Genomic DNA, 20,677 nt, shown 5'->3' with positions numbered 1-20,677 from the left:
TTGTTTAGCTATCGCTTAATAGGTCTAATTTAGTAAAAAACAAAAAATTCCTAGAGCCAACCTCTATAATAAAATTCTTTCGCTATAATATACAGGCTTACACTTTGTCAAAAATATAAAAGAGGGTGCTGACGAGGAACCGATCTTTCATAAATACACCAACCAGTATTTTAATCGTACCCTCAAAGAGTTAGCTGCCATTCCCAAAACAATCACGAGCCATGTCGGTCGCCATACTTCTGCTACACATTTAGTCTCTAAGGTGCCCATTCATATTTTAAAGGCGATCTTACAACATTCTAAGATTGAAACGACTATGCGCTATTTGATGGAGTCGATTTTAGAAAAGGCGTATTGGGATAGCAGCAAACGCTCTGAGTCTGCTTATGTGAGACGTATTAAGGAGCTGCTTCCTGATCGTTATTTGGATTATTTTCTAAGTAGAAATGAGATTTTTGCTCGTTTATTTGAACAGTACATTTCTTATAAACTAAAGGAATTGAAGATTAAAAATGTCTTTCTAACTAAAACCAAGTACCACACCGCTCAATATATGCTCCTTTCGGAAATTAAAACGGTGGTGCTGCTTTTTGACAAGTTATTGATCCAAATGAGAAAGCATTTTTAGATAAGCCCCCTATTTATCTTTTCATTTTAGGTTTCATTTTCAAAATAGAACAGTTTACACTTTATTTAAATATGTACTAGATTCATTTTTAACACTTATCTTTTCTTGGCATTGATTTGGCAAATGTAATAAGTGTATCAAAAGTGATAACAACTAATAAGAATAAATTTGGGTTTTAATTGGGGTGATTTAGGGTTCACATGGATGGGAATACATGTGAATCCTTATCTTTAACTCCGCTAAAATTCCATCAAGATAAATTTGGGTTTTAATTGGGGTGATTTAGGGTTCACATGAATGGGAATACATGTGAATCCTTATCTTTAACTCCGCTAAAATTCCATCAAGATAAATTTGGGTTTTAATTGGGGTGATTTAGACCTTGCACGAATGGGAATACATGTGAATCCTTATCTTTAACTCCGCTAAAATTCCATCAAGATAAATTTGGGTTTTAATTGGGGTGATTTAGGGTTCACATGAATGGGAATACATGTGAATCCTTATCTTTAACTCCGCTAAAATTCCACTAAGATAAATTTGGGTTTTAATTGGGGTGATTTAGACCTTGCACGAATGGGAATACGTGCAAGGTCTTTTCTTTGTTAAGAACGCCCTGAAACACACAACTTCCTTATTAAAACTGCCATTCCACATTCCCACCTTACAATCTATGATTATAGATAATCAAATACTTCCCCTTCAAACGACTTAGTAGTTTACTAAAAAATACATTATCCCAAATGTAATAATGCCTCATTTTAGCATTTAAAAAATGTAAAATCCTTTATTCTTTTTTGAGGTTAAGTTTTATTTTTGCTTTTATTTTTATATGATTTTTCTAGAAAAACACATTTTAACACTCATGATTATGAAAAATACATTTCTCTTTTTTATTCTTTTTATTCTATTCTATAGTTCTATCAAAGCTCAAGATAAATTGCTACGTTATAGAACAGATAGCACTGGTTTTTTTAGAGATGGGAAACTTGTAAATACTCCCCCTAATATGGAAATTGATATTCTATTTAAACCAAAAATTAAAAATTGCTCTGCAAAAGAACTTACAGTTATATACACAACACCTAAGGGAGAAATACAAACTAGAGAACATTATAAGTTACGTGACTGTAAAGTTGAAAAACTTCTTCCTTTTTTTGAAAAGCAGGGAGCAACTTCTGTCTCTAGTTACTACGAAGTTACATATGACGAAAAAAGAACTTTCTACATCTACCTAGCTAAAAAAGAACTTCATGCAATAATAATACGAAGAAATTTCTTTAGAGATGGTTATGTAAACAGCTATGTATTGTACTTTGATGAATATGACAAAATGGGTACAACATATTCTTCTGACTTATACTACCTCTCTTCAATTGTGCACAATATGAAAAAATTAAAACAAGAAAAAGAAGAAAGGCTAATTACAGATGAAGAATACAAAAACAAGAAAAAAGAACTTCTTGATAGTTTATAAAACCATGGAATCAATGCAAAAAATTAAACGAATACTTTTATCCAGTTTATTGTTTTTTTATTCTCCTCTTATTTTATTTGCACAAGAAATAAACTGTGGAGAATTAACCAGTTACAGAGATCAAGACCTGCTACAAAATTATGACGGTCTAATAAAAAAATACAACCTAAATCAAGAGGCTATAAATTTAATTTCTAAACTAAGAAAAGAACTTACAGAGGAAAGTGCATGGGCGTCAAGTAATACGGCAGGTTTAATCCAAACTATTAAACTTACATGTGATGCTTTTAGTGATCTCATGAGCTTCGCTAGCCCACAAGGCAAAGTCATTAATCTAGCAAAAAAGTTTTCAGGAAAAAAAGTTAATTTTTCTAAAACATCTTTTTTAGGGAGCCTAACTAAAGGGAAATCGAATCTTTCTATTTTAATTGCTGATAATTTTGAATATGAAATATTTAAGAATCTTTTATCAGAAATGGGACAGGTAGGTCAAGGTGTATCCTTCTTTTTTAATTTAAAAGATAATTTATCTAATATAAACGACTGGAATAAATTGAGAAAAGAATTAGAAGAGCAATTTATACAGTTCGATGTATATAAAGCTAACTATCAGGATAAGTTACAAAAATCATTAAATCAGATTACAATATTAAACAATTACAAAAACTATATAGATAGTTATTTAGTAGAAAAATGTCCTTCTACAAAAGAAAATAAAGACGGAATTATAGCACAGATGAAAGCTCTCAAACAAGATAGAGAACAAGGCAAGATTACAGAAGAAACCTATAAAAAGAAAAAACTAGAACTTTTAGAGAAATTGTAATCGAAAAATTTCGATTACTAAAAGCTATTAAACTAAAGAATAATAAATCAAAACCAATGAATACTTATACTTCAACACTTATATTTTTTTTATTGTTTACATTAAATAATCTCTGTGCTCAAGAAGACTGTGGCTGTCAAAAAGAAGCTATTGTGATTAAATACAAAAATAAAGCTACATCTGGAGTAGATGTTCAATGTACTTCTCAATGTGCTACATTAGCTCTGTATACCTGTTACTCTAATTGTGTTGGTTTTCCCAAAGGAATAGAAGCAAAGAAACGAGCAACAATGATCAGGGAAATTGTTGATAAAATAGGTTGTGATTGTAATGTACCAGCTTCCCTTGGTAGTAATTTATCTTATAATAAATCATCAAATAATACATCTAAGAACAACACTAGTACTAAACCTTTAAAAAATAACTCTTCAACAGTTATAGACAATCGGGAAGAACTTCCCAAATACAAAGGCAATTTTCTTACTCCTAGAGAAATAAATAAAACTAAATTAAAAGTGCTTCAGAAATTAAAAGATCTAGATTTAATAACTGAAGAAGAATTTAAAAATAAGAAAAAAGAGTTGTTAAATCAATAAAGAAAAAGATACAAAGCCAATCAATCATACATTGGCTTTGTATCTTTTTCTTTAATCTTTAACACAACGACAAGAAATTCTCCATGTCTGGTCAATGTTAACATTACGTTGTACCCCTCTATCGTCGTCAGGATTTATTGAACGAACCATTGCTTTAGAAGCTGCCCCTTGATTTGAAGTCCAAAACATTGCCATAATAGTACGATGCGAAAAAGTTGTCCCATAATGAATTCCTGCTGGATAAGCATTAAAACCTGAAGAATTCTTTCTGTCATTATCTGATATAAAAAGTGCATTACCTGACCAATTTTTAGCCATCATGACAGGGGCATGAGTTCCTCTATATCCTTGGAGAGTAGAACTACCTATATTCATGCCCAAGGCTACTTCTAGAGTACTCCATTCTGCATCTGAAGGCAGATGCCAACCATTTGGACAAGCAGTTAATGCTGTTCCCCAAGGATATAATCTTCCATAAATTACAGATGGATTATCTGGATTTAAAATAGATCCATGAACATTATAACGCAGATTTTCCGCCATCCATGTTTGGTTACCTATTGTAATTTGACAATATTCTTCCCCATCCCTTGGATCTATAAAAGTCGTACAATTATTTAAGGCTTCTGCTGTAAATACTAAGGGAGAACCATTTGGCACATCAGAATTTACTGATACGCTTTGGTTCCCTACAGTCTCTCCTAATGTCCAAATCACTTCTGCAAAACCATTTTCGTCAGTTATTACTCTTATAAGAGTATTTGGGCTTCCATTTACTACCGAATCCAAAATTCCCCCCCCACTTCCAATAGTAAAAGTGACTTTATGACCTTCATAAGCTCCTCCTAGAGAATCTTGTACTTGTACTTTTAATGGTAGACTTAATTCTTTAGAAATTGTATCTGTTTGATTATTTCCTGATACAATGAACAATGTATGAGGTTCTAGTTTTGACTTTGAACTTGTAGTATTCTCGTCTTTCCCACATCCAACCAATAAGGCAGTAAAAAAAGTAAAAATAAATAGAATCAATAGATTATTTTTCATGAGTATTATTTTTGTTATAAACAATAATATTTTTCACAACAAAATTAAGAATTACTATGACGTTTTTTTGTAAAAAGTATACTTTTTACATGTATAAAAAATCAATATTAAAACAATACCAATACTTTACAGACCTATTAATCCTTAAAGATTATTAACCTCCAAATATACGCCACAAAATACACCTCACTCAGCACCAAAACTTTCCAATCCCAACTCCATACAATACTTTTACAGATATATTTTTTTATTCTAAAAAAGTAACGTATGAAAAAGCAACTCCAAGGCAATGTTCTTGAAATAAAAGTGGTGGTGCCTATTTTTGACAAAATATTGATCCAAATGAGAAAGCATTTTAAAACCTGCTCTCCATCTAAATATTAAAAGAAGCTGTTCATTTTTGAGCAGCTTTTTTTATGTCATCAAAGAAAGTCAAAAAAATACGCCATTAAATTCGCCCCCCGTAATCTGAATTCTTTTCAATGCTAAAGACATGCTCTAACTTTATCTAAAACCAATTGATTACACAGAAGGTACTGTTATAAATATTATCTTAAATTAGCTAGGTAAAATGTACTGTACCTCTTGCTTTATAAAAAATTACCCCAAACATATATGCCTGATATTTTAGATAACCTAAAAAAAGAAGCGTCTCCCAAATTAAGAAAACTAAAGAGGAAGATCTTTTTACGACTACTATTCTATAGGTTCATTGGTTTATTAGCTTTAATACTGTTGTGTGGACTATTATTTAAACTTTCAGTTTATTGCCTTCCTCATATAAAAATGGAATCTATTTCTAGGTTTATTTGGGCTAGCCTTTTGGAAATATTCTATGGCATGTTTATAGTTATTTCAATGAATATATTTCTTTATGGGGAAAGCCCGAGCGTACCTAAGAAATTAAACTTCTTTTATGGGGTCTGTCTCCTTACTCCCCCCCTTTGCCCTCTATCTATATGGGGGGAACCATGGTTGTTTGATTTTTTAGCCCCTATAGCAAGAGTTTATAACATATATCCTGATAAAATAGTTTGTATTTCTTTAGTATCAATATTAGAGATCACAACTAATCTCTTTTTGATTTATTGGCTTAATAGTAATGAGTTTATTACCTGTAAAAAAAGGAAGAGCAACGAGATGCTTGGTCTTTAGTAGTAGCAAGTGCTAAATAAGGCTACAATCAATCCTTCTCTTCTTCTTCGGACTTTTTTATACTAACAAGCATATAAATTACAAAAGCAATTAATAAGGCAAGGAGTATAAAAGGACCAAATACCATCAAAAATATTAAAGCATCCAAGGCAAAGCCTCCTTTGAGATCGTTCATGAGTATTTTTTTTATAATGAGTTAATGTACAAAACTTATTTCTATATCTAACTAAAATCCATGGAAGTGTTTATACTCCCTTTTCGTTTTTTGAAGTAAAAAATATTTTAAATAAAAAGTTTAAGTAAAAAAATTAAACAAAAAGCAATTTATTTAATTTTTATTTTGTCTAATTCTTAATAATAATTATATTGGGCGCCCCTCTCCCTTTTAGATAATATTTATTAGGAACCTTTCTCTAAGGTTCAAGATTCCCAATTTGATCTATATAATAAATAACAATAGTATACCTAATAATTTATAATCACCAATTAAAGCTATTAAGCAGCTAAGGCTACTTATATAGTTTTATATGAAACCTAAGAATCATTCTAGTATGAGGATTTATCACTTTTTTATGTTTTTTTTATTCCCACAAATTTGTTTTTCACTCACAGAGCTCCCTGGAAATATTCGAGGGATTATTATAAATAGCAAATCTAGTGCTACTATCAGAGGAGCTAAAATTAAACTTATTTCTTTTTACAATAGGAAAGTAATAAAAACATCATTTTCTGGGAACGTAGGAGAATTTATTTTTGAAGATGTAAAACCTGGACTCTACAATATAGAGTGCACTGCCTTTGGATATAAAACAACAAGAATGGTTGGAATCCAAATCAAAGAAGATCACACAAAACTAGCATACTTAAAACTTGAAAGGGGTTCAGCAGCTGATATTATAGATATGTATACCTACGCCTCACTAGAAGCCAAAGGATCGATAAAAATAGAAACAGGTTCTGGCACTAAAGAAGCTATAAATGATGCATTAGTAACAGCATATATCATTACATCCAAAGAGATTGAAGATAGAGGATATATCGGATTAAATGAATTACTCTTAGATATTCCAGAATTTGAAATTCAAGATAGGTATAGCGAGTATTATAATTCTATTTCCTCTCGAGGAATCTATGGAAATGAAAAACTATTAATTCTAGTTAATGGGGTTCGGTACAATAGTATGGTTGGTGCAGAATATGCCATTCTTGAAAATTATAATATTCAATATGCTAAACGAGTAGAAGTAATATTGGGTCCAGCCTCAGCATTATATGGAGCAGATGCTTACATGGGAGTTGTCAACATCATTACTAAAAAAGGAAATGAAGATGAAAATCTATCTATAACCAACAGCTATGGCTTATATAACACTACTAATAATGGTTTTTATATAGGGAAAGGAAATGATAAGATTAATTTTTCGATGTCAGGAGGTTTCTATTATTCGGATGGCGCTAATCTAAATAAATTATATCCTAATGATTTTGAGTGGTATAACAATAATTATTTAAAGAATGGGCTAATCCGCTCTAGTCCATCTAAATCTATAAATCAAACTAGAACATTGCCTATCAAGCCATTTGATATGAGTAGATTTAGCTATTTCTTTGAAGGAAGACTGCAATACAAAAAATTGAGTCTAGCAATACTTCATAATCAAGAACAACACTCCAGTTCTGTTAGTGCTTTCCCTGAATTTTCTCCTTATTGGAGAGAATCTAAACACGGAACATCACTAACTAATGTAAACATAGAGCATACATATAGCCCTGTAGTTTCTAAAAAATGGTCATTAAAAACATTATTGAATACATCTTTTATGTTTGTGACTCCTAATAGCAAGTTTGTCGATGCCTATTCCAATTATCAAAATGCATATCAGCTTAGTTCTGACATGGGAATAAGGTTAACAGAAACACTAAACTACAAATTTAATAAGTATCATACACTAATAGGTGGTCTTACGCTACAACATTCTATGGCATTACCCAAAACTAGTGATCTGCCCCAAAAACATAACGTAGTAATTCCTCTAGAAAAGATCATCCCTGCGGAAGAAAATATCTATTATCTAGGCACTAATCATATAGACGAAGATGGCAACAGCCTAAAAATTTATCAAAATTTTTATTACATCAGAAGGGTTATACTATCTGGGTTCGTAGAATACCATGCAAGAATTAAAGATAAATTATTAATTACATTAGGCGGACGCTTTGATAAATTTTGGGATTATAGCAGATATTCGACACCCGAAAGAGTGCACCATTATTATAGTTTTAATCCCCGAGTAGGTCTTGTTTATAAGCCTTTTAATTCTTTCAACATTAAACTATTTTATGGAGAGGGGTATTTACAACCTCCTCCACAACAGAAATATAATCACTTTGGAACCTTTTTCCCTGTAGCTAATAGTGCTGGAAAATATACTCATATTGAAGGTGACATATGGAGAATTCCGAACGAAGAATTATTACCCGAAAAAGTTCATAGTACAGAATTATCAACCAAATTTTCCAAAGGGAATTTCTCAATTGCAACGAATGGTTATTTTAACTTTATTAAAAACACAATAAAAACGGAAACCAATTTCAACTCACCTAAATTCAAGGGCATCCCCGTTGTTGCTACAGAAAAAACGGTTAATAGCACAGAACCAATAATAGCCTATGGCGCTACTCTTCGAATTGACTATAAAGTTTCATGGGGACGTAAAGACAATATAGGGTTTAAAATTAATAGTAGTTACACTTATGCTGATGGTTTGACTAAGAAAAATCAATACCTTCCATTTACAGCAAAACACACTATTAAAGCTAATTTATTATTCTGGTTACATTCCTTAACAGTCAATAATAGTATTATCTATAGATCGATTAGTTATAGTAATGTTCAAACGGATGCTCAAGGAAATTATTGGCAAATAGGTAGTCCATCTTATGCAATTTGGAACTTATCTCTCCGTTATCGTCTCTTAAAGAAAAAAAAGATAAAGCTAGATCTCTTTTTCAAAGTTAATAACCTATTAAATAGTAAATATTATCATTTAACAAAGGGTTCCTCTATCTCTTTCAAAACCTCTCCCCAAGATCCCATTCGCTTTATTGGAGGAGTAACAATAAAATTAGATACTTAAATTTCTTTGCTAAAATCAATTTATATTTAGACGTTCAAAACTCCCAACGTTTATAGTGCCCTCTGTTTAGTACTAATTGTCTCCCTACTCGCCCCCACACTCCCTTTGCTTCCCCAAAGGTAGAGTTATATCCTAACCCTGTAACGTCAAATGCAATTATCCAACATAGACTAGAAAGAAGTGCTAGTGTGGTAATAACTATCTATAATTTTATAGGTGAAACGTTAAAAATCATTTCTATTGATGCGCAACAAGCTGGTTTTTACAAAAAGGAAATAAATTGTTCAAATATTCCCAATGGCGTTTATCTGTATTCATTAAAATTAGAACCAGAAGGGAAGAGTACGAGCCTAACTAAAAGATTTTTTATACTTCATTAATATTCCCATAAGTAATATTAAAATTACACCCGTTATTCCCCAAAACTTACTTGAAAATGATTTCTTTAACGCTAAATGAATAGGTAATGTATTTCCGATTTGGATAAAAGGAGACCAAAAAGCTGGGTGAGCAAGTTCCCCTTCTGCCTCTCTTATGTATTTCAACTTTGCTTCTCGAAGAGCTTGACTTTTTTCCATTCCATTCGCTAAGTTCTGATATAAATATTCCATGATTACAGATGTAGCATAATCGTTAACCTGCCAAAGAGAAGCAACCAAAGAAGGTACACCTGCATAAGCAAAATTCTGAGCAAGTGAAGTTATTCCATTCCCTTGTTCAAATTTTCCAAATCCTGTCTCACAGGCAGAAAGCACAACTAAATCTGCATTCAAATCCATTTTCGAAATTTCATATGCATGCAAAAAATTATTTTCCAAACTATCTCCATCCTCTGAAAATGCTAGACTAGATAACATTTGATTTTTATGATCTAATAAGCCATGCATACTTAAATGTAATATAGCATATTCACTTGCTTTATTTTTAAATACTTTCTCTGACGCTAATGAATCTAAACCAAAAAATCCATCAAACTTATCTGTCAATATTTTTACTTCTGCTCTAGCTGCTGGAAGTTCTGTGAGCCTAGACCTTAAACGTTTATGAGCGGGCAAACGCCAGTTCATTTTTATACTGTCCTCTTCAGGATTGTAGCTCGCAGCCATTGCCAATAATTTACCATTGTTTTTTTGAGAATTAACTCTATTATTGTCTCTCCATAAACTTGCAGAATAGCTATAACTAATATTATAATCATTCAATAAATAATGTAATACCTTATAATTAGCCTGAAATTGAGGGGCAGCCTCTACTAAAAATGTTTCAAAAGGTATATGTCCCAATTCTCCATCTGTTATAATCACTAGATTCTCTATAGTGGTAGTACTTGTTAAAACTGGAGCAAGTAACTCTTTATAAAACCAATGTGCATTTCTAACATATCTCTCATAGGATATATCCCTTACATTAACAATGAAGTTATAATCATTCAATATCCCACGTAAGTTTTTAATTTTCATGTTTAGTTCATTAATATCTATAGAGAGCAGTTTAAGTCTTACTTTATATTTATCTATGTAAAAGACATAAACGATTGAGTCCCCTATAACATACTCAATCAAAGCGCTCCTCTCATCTAATTCCGATTGAATTTCCGCTATTGATATTCTTTTTTGTTCATACTTCATAGTAGTATATTTGGGGTACTCTTTTCGAAGCTTCTTATTAAATAAATCTATTTCTTCATTTGCTAAAATTAAAAGTCCCAACAGACTATCTTTCTCATTTTTAGATTGATTCTCCAATAGATTAGCTTCAAGAGTCGCTTGCTTTTTTCGTATATTCTTCTCTTTATAAAATAATGAATCGGGTAAATTTCCTAATTGGTATAAATGAGTACTTTTTATCGCATCTAGTAGGAATACAGATTTGTTATATTCTGCAAATTGAAAGAGATCTTGAATTGGTCTATTTAATAAACTTCCGATCCTCAAACCATCTTTTATCAGCTCAGTATTTTTTGATAAGGTTCTTAATTTAGTTCCATTACCACTAAAATTGTTGCGAATCTTATCATTAAACCTCAAAGCAGTTCTTGTAATTTCATAATAAAGCTCTATTTTAGACTTGTCCCCCGTTTGCCTATACTGTTTTTCTAATACAGATAGAGTTGTATTAATAGAAGTATTAATGTATTCGTTAGAATAATATATAAAACTATCAAGATTCGACCAATCTATAAAATGGGTATCAACTTGAATAGAATTAGCCGCTATACTCCTTTTACAAAAAAGAAAAGCCTCTTCTAACCTATTCATTTTTTCATACAATCTTCCTATATTATTGAGAACAATCGCATAATCAGGGTGTTCTGTTCCTAATGTCTTAAGTCGAATATCCTTTGCCTCAAAGAGAAGCTTTTCTGACTTATTATATGCTCCAATTCTTTCATACAAAGCAGCTAAGTTACAAAGTGTACTTGCTAAGCTAGGGTGTTCTCTTCCTAAATTTTTTTCTATAATCTTCCCTGCTTGCAAAAAAAGAGCTTCTGCCTTTTTATATTTACCAAGTTTAAAATACAAATCTGCTAAATTATTAACTGTGATTGCAAATTTAGGGTGTTTTTCCCCTAAAGTCTTAGCTATAATTTCTTTTGTTTGAATAAGCAACTTTTCTACTTTACTTGATTTTCCCATAGACTGGTACAAAGCAGCTAAATTGTTAAGGTTCGTCGCTAAAGCAATATGTTCTTCACCATAAGAAGCTCTTATAATACTCCCTATTTGCATAAAAAGAACTTCTGCCTTCTCATATTCTTCCATAAATCGGTATAGCGCAGCTAAATTATTGAGCGTCGTTATTGAATTAATATTTTTTTCTCCAAAAGCTTCGCTTGTAATATGTTTAGCATGAAGTAAAAGCTCTTCCGCTTCTTCATATTTTCCCATATTCAAATACAAATCGGCTAGGTTACTCAAAGTAATTGCAAACTTTAGGTCTTTATCACCAAGGCTTTTTTGTATAATATTTTTAGTTTTTATAAATAGCTTTTCAGCTTTTTCATATTCTCCCATTTCCTTATACAGAATTGCTAAACTATTAAGGCTCGTCGCAAAACTAAGGTGCTGACTACCCAAAATTTCTTTTTGGATATTTTTCGCTTGAATAAGAAGTTTTTCAGCCTCTTTTTGTTTTCCTATTATGGAGTTAAGTAAGCCTAGATTAGCTGTATAACTTGCAAAAATAGAATCTAATTCACCAAACTGTTTTTTCGCTTTTATTCTACCTATTTCTAAATAGGCTATAGCTTTATCATAAGAATGGTTGTTATATTCTAGATGCATCAAACTATCAATTTCAGAAAATGATAACTTCGGTAGTTTTTTAGGTTTATTCTGTGCAACAATTGAAGAAAAAAAGATAAGAATAATAAATAGGGGATGTACATATTGCATAGCAAAGTTGTATTATTTTCAATAAAAGTTATCCTGAGGGTTGGATTAACATCTTTAAGAAAAAGGGGCTGATTGATCTAAATATACATTGTAGATATAGATAAGATCCATAACTAATAAATGCTATTTTACATCTAAAGTAATAATATAACTCTTACTACACATTGTTTTTATAAAAAAATTAAACCATTTAGATAATTTTTTTTAACACAGTTATTGTACCACAAAAGGATTAGGCTATAGCCAAACTTTAGGTTATATAACGCTTTTCAATTCTAAGGTATATTTAGCAAATCTATAATTTCATTTTCTAAAGGATAAAAGGCGTAAAATAGTTCCTAGAATTAAGAGAGGCAGAATAATTTGTAACATCGAATCCATTTCTAAGAATTTTAGGTTTGATTAATTTCTTGCTTCTCAATTGTGCACAATGGGCGTAGTTTTGTCCAGCTCACCCACCAGCGAAACTATGTCAAGATGTCTCAGTTCTAAGGTGGATTTTTATACTGCTCGTAGAGTTGTTAATGGCTTAGATCAGGCACAAAGAATAGAGGGTTATGCTAATTTGATTGCTCATGCTATTGCTTAGTATTTTTGATTTATTATTCTGTTTTTATTTTGAAGTGTTGATTTTATCGAACTTTGCTAATCTCCACAGCTGTTTATCAGGAGAAGTTTTAAGTAGCTTTTGAATTGTTCGCTTGAAATTGTATTAAGGTATTTTTTCCGAATGGAGGAGTTTAAGTTCATCTATAGAAAATGAATAATTAATCCACTATCCCAATTTTCAAATAGGATACTCAATATTTTATTCTCTATCACTCTACTATTACATTTATTTTATCAAACCCATTTTATCGCTATCTATTTTCTTCCTTCCTATTCTTATCTCCAATAATTCTCTTCTAGTAGGATTAGTGTAATAACTCAATTCAACTAAACTTCCAAATACATCGTTTATCTCGAAGCCTGTAATTATAAATCCATACTTCAGCTTTGGTATCAATATTGGATTGTTTGACATTTTATGTAAACTATAAATTCTTTGAAATCCTTGTTTACTTATCAATTCAACCGATTTATTGAGCATCATTGTGTAAATTCCTTTATTTCTATAATTAGGAAATACTGCTGAATTTACCATATAGTAGTCTTCGGCACTTTTTTGCACTCCAAATGACCAACCAATAATTTCATCATTTTTCTTAGCTACTAAATAATAGCTATGACCTTTTGAAAATATTCTTTTATGATTATTCCTTTTCTCTTTTTCTTCATTCGTTAATATCCTATCTATATCAAAGTCAAAGTCATCACTAAAAATTTTGCTTCTATTTTTTTTAAAAAAAACAAAGAATTTTTCTGATTCAATAAATTCATAAGTAAACTTCATTTTCAGTTTTTTTATGGTAATGAGCATTTATTTCCCAATTGGCGGTAACGTTTGTATATAATACTGTGCGGAGAAATCAAGATACAAAATGTAGCCTCACCCCTAGAGCAAAATCACAGATTTTGCTAGTAATTTTTGTTTTGTGCACTAGCAAAATCTGTGATTTTGCGGATGTGAAGCAAGCCGAATCGTAGGCATCATAAAGTTCTTAGCATGGATTATACACACTGTTATCGGTACGTTTTTATTCAGGTTCTAAATTTCTGTCTATTACCCATTTAGAATATGCAATGAATTCAACCTGAATTAAACTATCAGATTCCCCTTTATCAAAGTAATTAAGGGCAGCATCTTTAAAAAACGAAACTCTAAAATTTTCATTTATTTCAAAAGATTTAAAACTTCCACCACCATTTTTATATTCAATTTTGCAATCTTCTCCTTCTATAATTTCACCTTTAAAATGAAACCACCCACCATAAAGATGAAAGCCATCTTCTAGTTTACACATGTGATATATTTCAGATTCTTTATTTTTATCAATCCCAAGGTCGTTTAACAATTTTATAAACTCTCTTGGATAAATTTGATTTCTATTTAGGACAAAATTCTTACATGGATTGCACTTACATACTTCAGAACTTCCCTTTAGAGCTGGGTTACTATAGATTTCTTTCGTTCGAGTAATATCTACTTTAAATTGCCATTTTTTATAAGATACAGTAGTTTCCATTTTTTTAAATAAATGCTTGAACAGTTTGAATATAGAAAATAAATATTATTAAATCTGAAGTAAATCTTTGTTATTAATTACCGATAACAGTGAATATACACAATGTGTATACATATCATATATTACTACGATTTAACACATTAACACTTTTTATAAAAAAAATAAAGCTTATGATAAAAATTATATATATATCATTGTATTTATTCATCTAATTTATTACTGAAAATGGTTTAGTAGAATATAAACAGGCAGGCAAGAATTACACAATTCAAAGTTTCAATCGTATAAAGAGAAAAAAGTCAAAGAGCTATTTTAATATTAATAAAGATACTTAAAAATACCTGTGTAATTCTATTTACAACAGAACAAATCAAGCTGCTCTAAATATCACAAACATTTACTTTAAAACCAATAAATGCCTATTCGTATACAGGATAATGCTCATTTGGTTGTTCAGTCTATTCCTTAGATCACTAATTGTTGTAGACAATTTTTAATCCCTTTCTCTTTCCTCATATTCCAGATTTAGTCCAGTTTTTTTAATGACCAATTTTACGATTTGAAGGTCTTTTTCATAATCGTTATAACCATCATCGACGGAATGCCATTTATAGCCATCTTTAAAAGTAATATCTATCCAATTAGATTCAGTATATACATCGTTTCGTAATAATTTAATTGATTTTACCTTTTCGATTTCTTCATATTTATAATGACTTGTACCAAATCCAAAAATACCATTTAGTTTTAGTTTTTCTTTTCCAAAATATGAAAAGTTATCAAATATAGAGGCAACAATCAGAAGAGCAAAAAGTGTTAAAAAAGCAGCAGCTATATTGGTAACCTTTTCCGTGTCATAGTTATATTTTAAATCATTATAAGCAAGATATTCACTCTCTCGATCTTTTAAAATAGCTTTTGAAATCGGCGTACCAACTAATCCAAAAGTTATCATTCCTGCAAGAAAACCCGCAATCATCCAAGCTAGAAAGGAAGGTTGAATTAAAATTCCTCCATTTTCAATCATTGGTTCATTTAAAATTTGTCCAATTTTTTGAAAAAGGAAACCATACGCAATCCCAAAAGGTATTGTTAAACAAAAAAATAGAATAAGGAAAATAGAGTCATATTTACGATACTCCTTAGTAAGTTCTTCTAATGATTTAGCAGTCGTGTGTTTTGATTTTTTACTCGGAAATAATTTTTGAAAAACGATAAAGATAATTCCTAGAATTAAGGGAGGAAGAACAATTCGTAACATAGAGTCCATTTCTAAGAATTTTAAGTTTGATTAATTGCTTGCTTCTCAATTGCACACAATGGGCGTAGTTTTGTCCTGCTCACCCACCAGTGCAATTATGCTAAGATGTCTCAGCTCTTAGGCGTTGATTTTGTTACCAATCCTGCTTTGTTTTTAAAGCCCTCTTATGCCGCTTGTATTTTGGTGTAAGGTAGGTTCTTTTACCCTATATTGACTTACTAAACTAAAAAAAACATAACTAACTGGAAGGTACAATAATTAGCAATCCGTTTTCACTTTACAGACTTGTATAATCTTTCGAGTGTTTTCTCTTCTGATATCCCCCAAGATTTGGAAAGACTTTTAACTACGTTTTCTCCAAAAACTATATTTTCTAACTTAATATCTTTTTCACTTTCTGTATAAGATTTTAATGCACTTTCGACAGTTTCAGTTGTTGTAATTTTTACATCGCAGTCTTTAAGTTTTAGAAAATCTTTAGCAAATTTTTTAACTCCTAAAGAAATACTTTCTATGTCAAGTCCATCACATGGGAGCCAGATTTCTATAGTACAGGGTTTAACCCCAAATTCATTTTTAGGAGCATCAAATGAAACTTCACAAAAATCTTCACTTTCTTTTTCAGAATAGTAATACCAATAATGGCACTTATCTTCAGAGAGGTGTTTTTGGATGGCTTCAACGTAATCTTTGTCTTCAGGATACTCAAGTAGGTCTGCTATTGAACTTTTTAGCATTTCCTTTGTAAGAAGACAAACCGCTGCTATTCTTTTCCCATTTTCTAACGATAGAAAAATATCTTCCCATCCACTTTTTTTAGATAAGCCATAAATTCCCCACCATAAATTCCAAGATTCAGTTTCAACTAAAATAGTTTTGTTTCTCACAATGAATATTTTTAATAGTGTAAGTTTGGAAAACAAATCTAATTAAAAATAAGTTCCATTTTTATTTTTCATGTTATATGGCAGCATATATGGTATGGTGCAAACTATACGAAAAAAATATACAGCCACCACCCGACACAAAAGTAACTTTAGATCCATTGAGGGGCGCAGTGCTTCGCCTTCTCAAGCCGATGTTTACAATCGTCAAAATGCTTATTGGTATATGGGATATTATAGACGTGGTTTTGTCCAGCTCATCCACCAGCCTAATTATGCCAAGATATCTCAGCTCTTAGGGGTGGATTTTTATGCTGCTCGTAGGGTGATCAATAGTTTAGAGTAAAGTATAAAAATTATGTTTTTATTTTATTTTATTTGAAACAAGGTATAAACTGATCCCCAAGCACACATATCTTTTATATTAAACATTAAATGCCCATCCAAGAATTTATTCATTAATTGTTCTGTCCTTTTCAATTAAATTGTCTATTCCATTATTAAGAACCTTTATAAGCTCTACCTTAACAAAATCCCATTCTTTTCCTTTTGATGCACGTTCTTCAACAAGTCCCTTTAATGTCTGTTCGTTGGGGAAACTTATCCTATCCTTCCAAGATTTATAACCACATAGCTTCTTTACTCTTGAAACTGTCTTATCCCAGCTATCTTTCACGTCTTGATCATATTCTAATGTATCTATATCAATCGGGAGGTCTTTTGCCGCTCCAAAGTCTAATGCAACAAGTTTTCCATCCCTTTTACCAACATTCTTATGAGCTAGATCATTATGAATCACTCTCCCTTTTTTAATAATTTGTTCTCGCATTTTCATTATTTCAATGCATATATCGACTTCATATTTGATTATTTCATCTATTTCACTTGTACGATCGGTTATTCGATTTTGTCTGGTTTTTACTTCTTCTAAGGGAGACAATTTTTCCATAAGTAGACAATATGGTGTAAGCTCCCTCGGAGCTGCCTCAGAATCTTGTCCTGCTCTTAATATTTCATTATCAATATCAATATCAACTTCATTTTGTTTTAGTTCAAAAACACCAATTTGCTCTATTATTGGAACATGTTGATTCTCTTCAATGAATCCATTTCTTGCTTTTTTTGTAAAGGTTAGTTCAGCTTCTAGACTCGCTTTTATTCCAGTTTTTGCTACATGTCCGTTATTAGTTTCGTAGACATCACCTTGATCTCCACTTCCAAGATATTTAGTAAAAAAATCATTATTAGTGTTCCCAACAATTATTCGTCTTTGTATCGCCAAGCTTTTACCCCTCTGAATATTAGATTTTTTAATCGGCTTTATATTTTGATCTTTTTTTATATCTAAACCTTTAAAATTTGCTTGCCCCCCCATAACATCCGCTTCCTTTTCCAACCCACCATCATCATTAACACCAACACCATTTTCTGTAGTAACAGTAGGCTTCACCCTTCCCTGCATCTGCTGCACCACATGCCAAGCCTCATGAGGCAAATGCTTTTCTTGCCCAGATGCCAAATAAATATCCGTTCCTTGCGCATAAGCATGTGCCCCTAACTGAGCAGGCTTATCAGAGTTATAATGCACCTTTACATCATCCATAGAATAACCTGATAGATTCTCAATCCCTGTTTTAAGATCATCGGGTAAACCTGTATTATTGGGCTTATTTGGAGCTATTGGTTGCTCTGCTTCAGAATTCTTATCAGCCATTGTCTGTAATCGAGCAGCTTCTTTTGCTTCTGGGCTATTATCTGCCATTGCTTGTAGTTGAGCAGCTTGTTTTGCCTCTGGGCTATCATCTGCCATTGCTTGCAATTGAGCAGCCTGTTTTGCCTCAGGACTGTTATCTACAAAATCAGTATAATCATTTTCACCTTGTTTTTGAACTGGATCACTTGATATAGATTTATGTTTATTTTCTTCGTTTTTATTAAGATGAGAGTACATAGCCAACGATTTTTATTAGAAATAAGAGACATACAACAGCCACAACTACAATGTCTTACAAATAAATTTCAAATACAAAAAAGAGGGGTGGACAAATGGTGGACAGGTTAGAAATATATTATTTTAACACCCATTCGTTTTAAAATGAATCTGAAACAAACATAAGAAGAGTCCTGGCATTTTATATCCCCTAAAAACGGTATATGTACAGCTACCTAGAAATAGGTAGATTTGGCAAATTCAGCAGTCGTTACAATAACAAGAAACAATTCTTGATATTTTAGTAATTTTTTAGCCATATAGACCAATGCAGAAAGGGCATCCATCTGTTGTGAGCGCTAGGGGGTATTAATTAGTTCGCACTTGCTTTTTTTAGTTCAAACTTTGTCTATACTCTTTTGGACTCATAGTTGTTTTCTTTTTGAATATTTTGCTAAAATATTGAGGGTATTCAAAACCTAAAGCATAGGCAATTTCGCTAGCACTCTCTTTAGAGTTCAACAACATGTTTTTAGCTTTTTCAATAATATAATAATGAATATGCTCTTGTGTACTTTTACCCGTTTCTTTACGAAGTAAATCACTTAAGTATCTTGGGGATACATTCATTGCTTTAGCACAATATTGAACAGATGGAATGCCTAAATCTAATTGTTTTTCTTCTTTGAAATAAGTGCTTAATAATTGTTCAAAATCTTGGATAAGATCTTGATTTAAATTAGTTCTAGTATAAAATTGACGATCGTAAAACCGCACACAATAATTGAGTAACAATTCCAAATTAGAAATTATTAAGGTTTGACTATGTGCATCTATATTGTTGATGTATTCTTGTTCTATTTTCTTAGCTATTTCTGTAACTGTTTTTCTTTCGTCATTTGATAGGTGTAAGGCTTCATTTGCCCCATAAGAGAAAAAGGAATAATTATCTATTCTTTTCCCTAGTTCTGATTTTCTGATTAAATCAGGATGAAAAATCAACGTCCAACAATTGTCATCTTCTGTTTGATAACCTTTGCTGAACTCTAAAAGTTGGTTGGGAGCCGTGAAAATTAAAGAACATTCTTGAAAGTCATAAGAATTTCTGCCATACTTACTAATCGTAAATGGACAATTTCCCTTTAAACTGATTTGATATAATCCCAATGTATATTGAAAATTATCTACTGCTATATTTTGTTTATTGGTATCAAAAATAAATACAGAAATTAAAGGATGTTTGGGCTTTTCAAGCCCTAGAAATTGATGCACTTCAGCTATGCTATTTATACAAACGATATTATTTTTCATATTTTAACTATTTCTACAAACTTTCTGTGTACCATTACTCCGTTGAAAACCCGAACCCAGCTATGCTGGCTCACGAGTGTAACGAGCTAATTAACGGAGTATTAGTATACAGAACAAACTATAAGACCAACCCAGCTATGCTGGCTCATAAGCGAAGTGAACAATGAGCACAACGATCATAAGCATGAGTGAAACGAACGAGCGGCTTGGTGCATGAACCTTAAACAGTACTTTATTTCATATTCTGCACTTATTTATAGTTTGCAAACCTACGTTCAGCTTCTATTTTTAATTGTTTATTAAATGCTTGGTAACCTTTTGCATAAATTTTTGACAAATACCCCCCAAAAAGCCAAGTAGCACCTCTGGTTAATTCATCACTTTGAATAAATCTCGACGTCTTATTATCCATTGCTTCAACTCTAAAATGGTGATTATCATAAATCCCCATAGGACCTTCCTCTGACCAATAAAATCCTTTACCTTCCTCCACTTGAATAGTGTGTTCTATCCTATTGTATTTCTCTTTCGTTGGATTTAGTTGAAATTTAGCTAAAATTTTATTTCCATTGGTTAATTCTCCTTCAATATCTACTAAAAATACAGCCCAGTTTTTGTAAGATTTGGTATCTTTTAAGACCTCCCATACTTGTTTTGCGGGTGAATTTATTATAATGTCTGTATAGATTTTTCGGTGAGATAATTTTATCTTTTCAACCTTTATTGTTTTTTTCATTTCCTGCGTTTTGTTTCATAATTGAAAGCAACAAAATTAGAAATTATTATACGAGCGGTTGTGTTCTATTTGCCAGTATTTGTATACTTTTTTACGTGCTGTGTCTTTGGTTTAAATCGAAAAGAATTAAAACGTTCTAATAGGAAAAACTTATTTTAAATTAATTAT

Annotated in this window: 18 protein-coding genes; 8 read left to right on the top strand and 10 right to left on the bottom strand. The window is 31.3% G+C overall.

What is annotated here, in order from left to right; all coding sequences use genetic code 11:
- Positions 1-115: 115 nt before the first annotated feature.
- The 4 genes from AsAng_RS05785 to AsAng_RS05770 all read left to right on the top strand — a co-directional run bounded on the left by AsAng_RS05785 (position 116) and on the right by AsAng_RS05770 (position 3,527).
- Positions 116-628, top strand: a complete 513-nt coding sequence (locus tag AsAng_RS05785; protein WP_319993647.1) for a tyrosine-type recombinase/integrase — start codon at positions 116-118, stop codon at positions 626-628.
- Between the two features lie 871 nt (positions 629-1,499).
- Positions 1,500-2,105: a hypothetical protein gene (locus AsAng_RS05780; protein ID WP_264791848.1), complete on the top strand. Its 606-nt coding sequence runs from the start codon at positions 1,500-1,502 to the stop codon at positions 2,103-2,105.
- Between the two features lie 13 nt (positions 2,106-2,118).
- Positions 2,119-2,931 (top strand): hypothetical protein, encoded by an 813-nt coding sequence (locus AsAng_RS05775; RefSeq protein WP_264791847.1) that lies wholly within the window; start codon positions 2,119-2,121, stop codon positions 2,929-2,931.
- Between the two features lie 56 nt (positions 2,932-2,987).
- Positions 2,988-3,527 (top strand): hypothetical protein, encoded by a 540-nt coding sequence (locus AsAng_RS05770; RefSeq protein WP_264791846.1) that lies wholly within the window; start codon positions 2,988-2,990, stop codon positions 3,525-3,527.
- Positions 3,528-3,578: 51 nt separating this feature from the next.
- On the opposite strand, the gene AsAng_RS05765 is transcribed toward AsAng_RS05770, so the two are convergent.
- Entirely contained in the window at positions 3,579-4,574 is a 996-nt protein-coding gene (locus AsAng_RS05765) for an FISUMP domain-containing protein (RefSeq protein ID WP_264791845.1), read from the bottom strand.
- Positions 4,575-5,189: 615 nt separating this feature from the next.
- Between AsAng_RS05765 and AsAng_RS05760 the strand changes: the two genes are divergently transcribed.
- Positions 5,190-5,729 (top strand): hypothetical protein, encoded by a 540-nt coding sequence (locus tag AsAng_RS05760; protein WP_264791844.1) that lies wholly within the window; start codon positions 5,190-5,192, stop codon positions 5,727-5,729.
- A 28-nt stretch (positions 5,730-5,757) separates the two neighbouring features.
- Here AsAng_RS05760 and AsAng_RS05755 read toward each other — a convergent pair whose 3' ends face one another.
- Positions 5,758-5,904: a hypothetical protein gene (locus AsAng_RS05755; protein WP_264791843.1), complete on the bottom strand. Its 147-nt coding sequence runs from the start codon at positions 5,902-5,904 to the stop codon at positions 5,758-5,760.
- A 352-nt stretch (positions 5,905-6,256) separates the two neighbouring features.
- Here AsAng_RS05755 and AsAng_RS05750 point away from each other — a divergent pair, with 352 nt between their 5' ends.
- Entirely contained in the window at positions 6,257-8,866 is a 2,610-nt protein-coding gene (locus AsAng_RS05750) for a TonB-dependent receptor (protein ID WP_264791842.1), read from the top strand.
- Between the two features lie 62 nt (positions 8,867-8,928).
- Positions 8,929-9,246 (top strand): T9SS type A sorting domain-containing protein, encoded by a 318-nt coding sequence (locus AsAng_RS30015; RefSeq protein ID WP_407655326.1) that lies wholly within the window; start codon positions 8,929-8,931, stop codon positions 9,244-9,246.
- On the opposite strand, the gene AsAng_RS05745 is transcribed toward AsAng_RS30015, so the two are convergent.
- From AsAng_RS05745 to AsAng_RS05725, 5 genes are all read right to left on the bottom strand, one after another.
- Positions 9,217-12,261 (bottom strand): CHAT domain-containing protein, encoded by a 3,045-nt coding sequence (locus tag AsAng_RS05745; protein WP_264791841.1) that lies wholly within the window; start codon positions 12,259-12,261, stop codon positions 9,217-9,219. The two genes, AsAng_RS30015 and AsAng_RS05745, sit on opposite strands and share 30 nt — an antisense overlap.
- A gap of 835 nt (positions 12,262-13,096) precedes the next feature.
- Entirely contained in the window at positions 13,097-13,654 is a 558-nt protein-coding gene (locus tag AsAng_RS05740) for a GNAT family N-acetyltransferase (protein WP_264791840.1), read from the bottom strand.
- A gap of 244 nt (positions 13,655-13,898) precedes the next feature.
- A complete protein-coding gene (locus AsAng_RS05735) occupies positions 13,899-14,387 on the bottom strand; it encodes a hypothetical protein (protein ID WP_264791839.1) in 489 nt (162 codons plus the stop codon).
- Between the two features lie 493 nt (positions 14,388-14,880).
- Complete coding sequence (locus tag AsAng_RS05730) at positions 14,881-15,657, bottom strand: hypothetical protein (protein WP_264791838.1); 777 nt, start codon at positions 15,655-15,657, stop codon at positions 14,881-14,883.
- Between the two features lie 263 nt (positions 15,658-15,920).
- Positions 15,921-16,535 carry a hypothetical protein gene (locus tag AsAng_RS05725; protein ID WP_264791837.1) on the bottom strand — a complete coding sequence of 205 codons (615 nt, stop codon included), beginning with the start codon at positions 16,533-16,535 and terminating at the stop codon, positions 15,921-15,923.
- Positions 16,536-16,629: 94 nt separating this feature from the next.
- On the opposite strand from AsAng_RS05725, the gene AsAng_RS05720 reads away from it, so the two are divergent.
- Positions 16,630-16,878 (top strand): hypothetical protein, encoded by a 249-nt coding sequence (locus tag AsAng_RS05720; protein WP_264791836.1) that lies wholly within the window; start codon positions 16,630-16,632, stop codon positions 16,876-16,878.
- A gap of 105 nt (positions 16,879-16,983) precedes the next feature.
- Here AsAng_RS05720 and AsAng_RS05715 read toward each other — a convergent pair whose 3' ends face one another.
- From AsAng_RS05715 to AsAng_RS05705, 3 genes are all read right to left on the bottom strand, one after another.
- On the bottom strand, positions 16,984-18,483 hold the full coding sequence (locus AsAng_RS05715; RefSeq protein WP_264791835.1) for an eCIS core domain-containing protein: 1,500 nt from the start codon (positions 18,481-18,483) through the stop codon (positions 16,984-16,986).
- 372 nt (positions 18,484-18,855) lie between these two features.
- Positions 18,856-19,773 carry a helix-turn-helix domain-containing protein gene (locus AsAng_RS05710; RefSeq protein ID WP_264791834.1) on the bottom strand — a complete coding sequence of 306 codons (918 nt, stop codon included), beginning with the start codon at positions 19,771-19,773 and terminating at the stop codon, positions 18,856-18,858.
- 250 nt (positions 19,774-20,023) lie between these two features.
- Positions 20,024-20,509: an SRPBCC family protein gene (locus AsAng_RS05705; RefSeq protein WP_264791833.1), complete on the bottom strand. Its 486-nt coding sequence runs from the start codon at positions 20,507-20,509 to the stop codon at positions 20,024-20,026.
- Positions 20,510-20,677 lie beyond the last annotated feature (168 nt).

Source organism: Aureispira anguillae (assembly GCF_026000115.1).
Lineage (GTDB): Bacteria > Bacteroidota > Bacteroidia > Chitinophagales > Saprospiraceae > Aureispira > Aureispira anguillae.
This window is presented reverse-complemented; position numbering and strand designations above follow the sequence as displayed.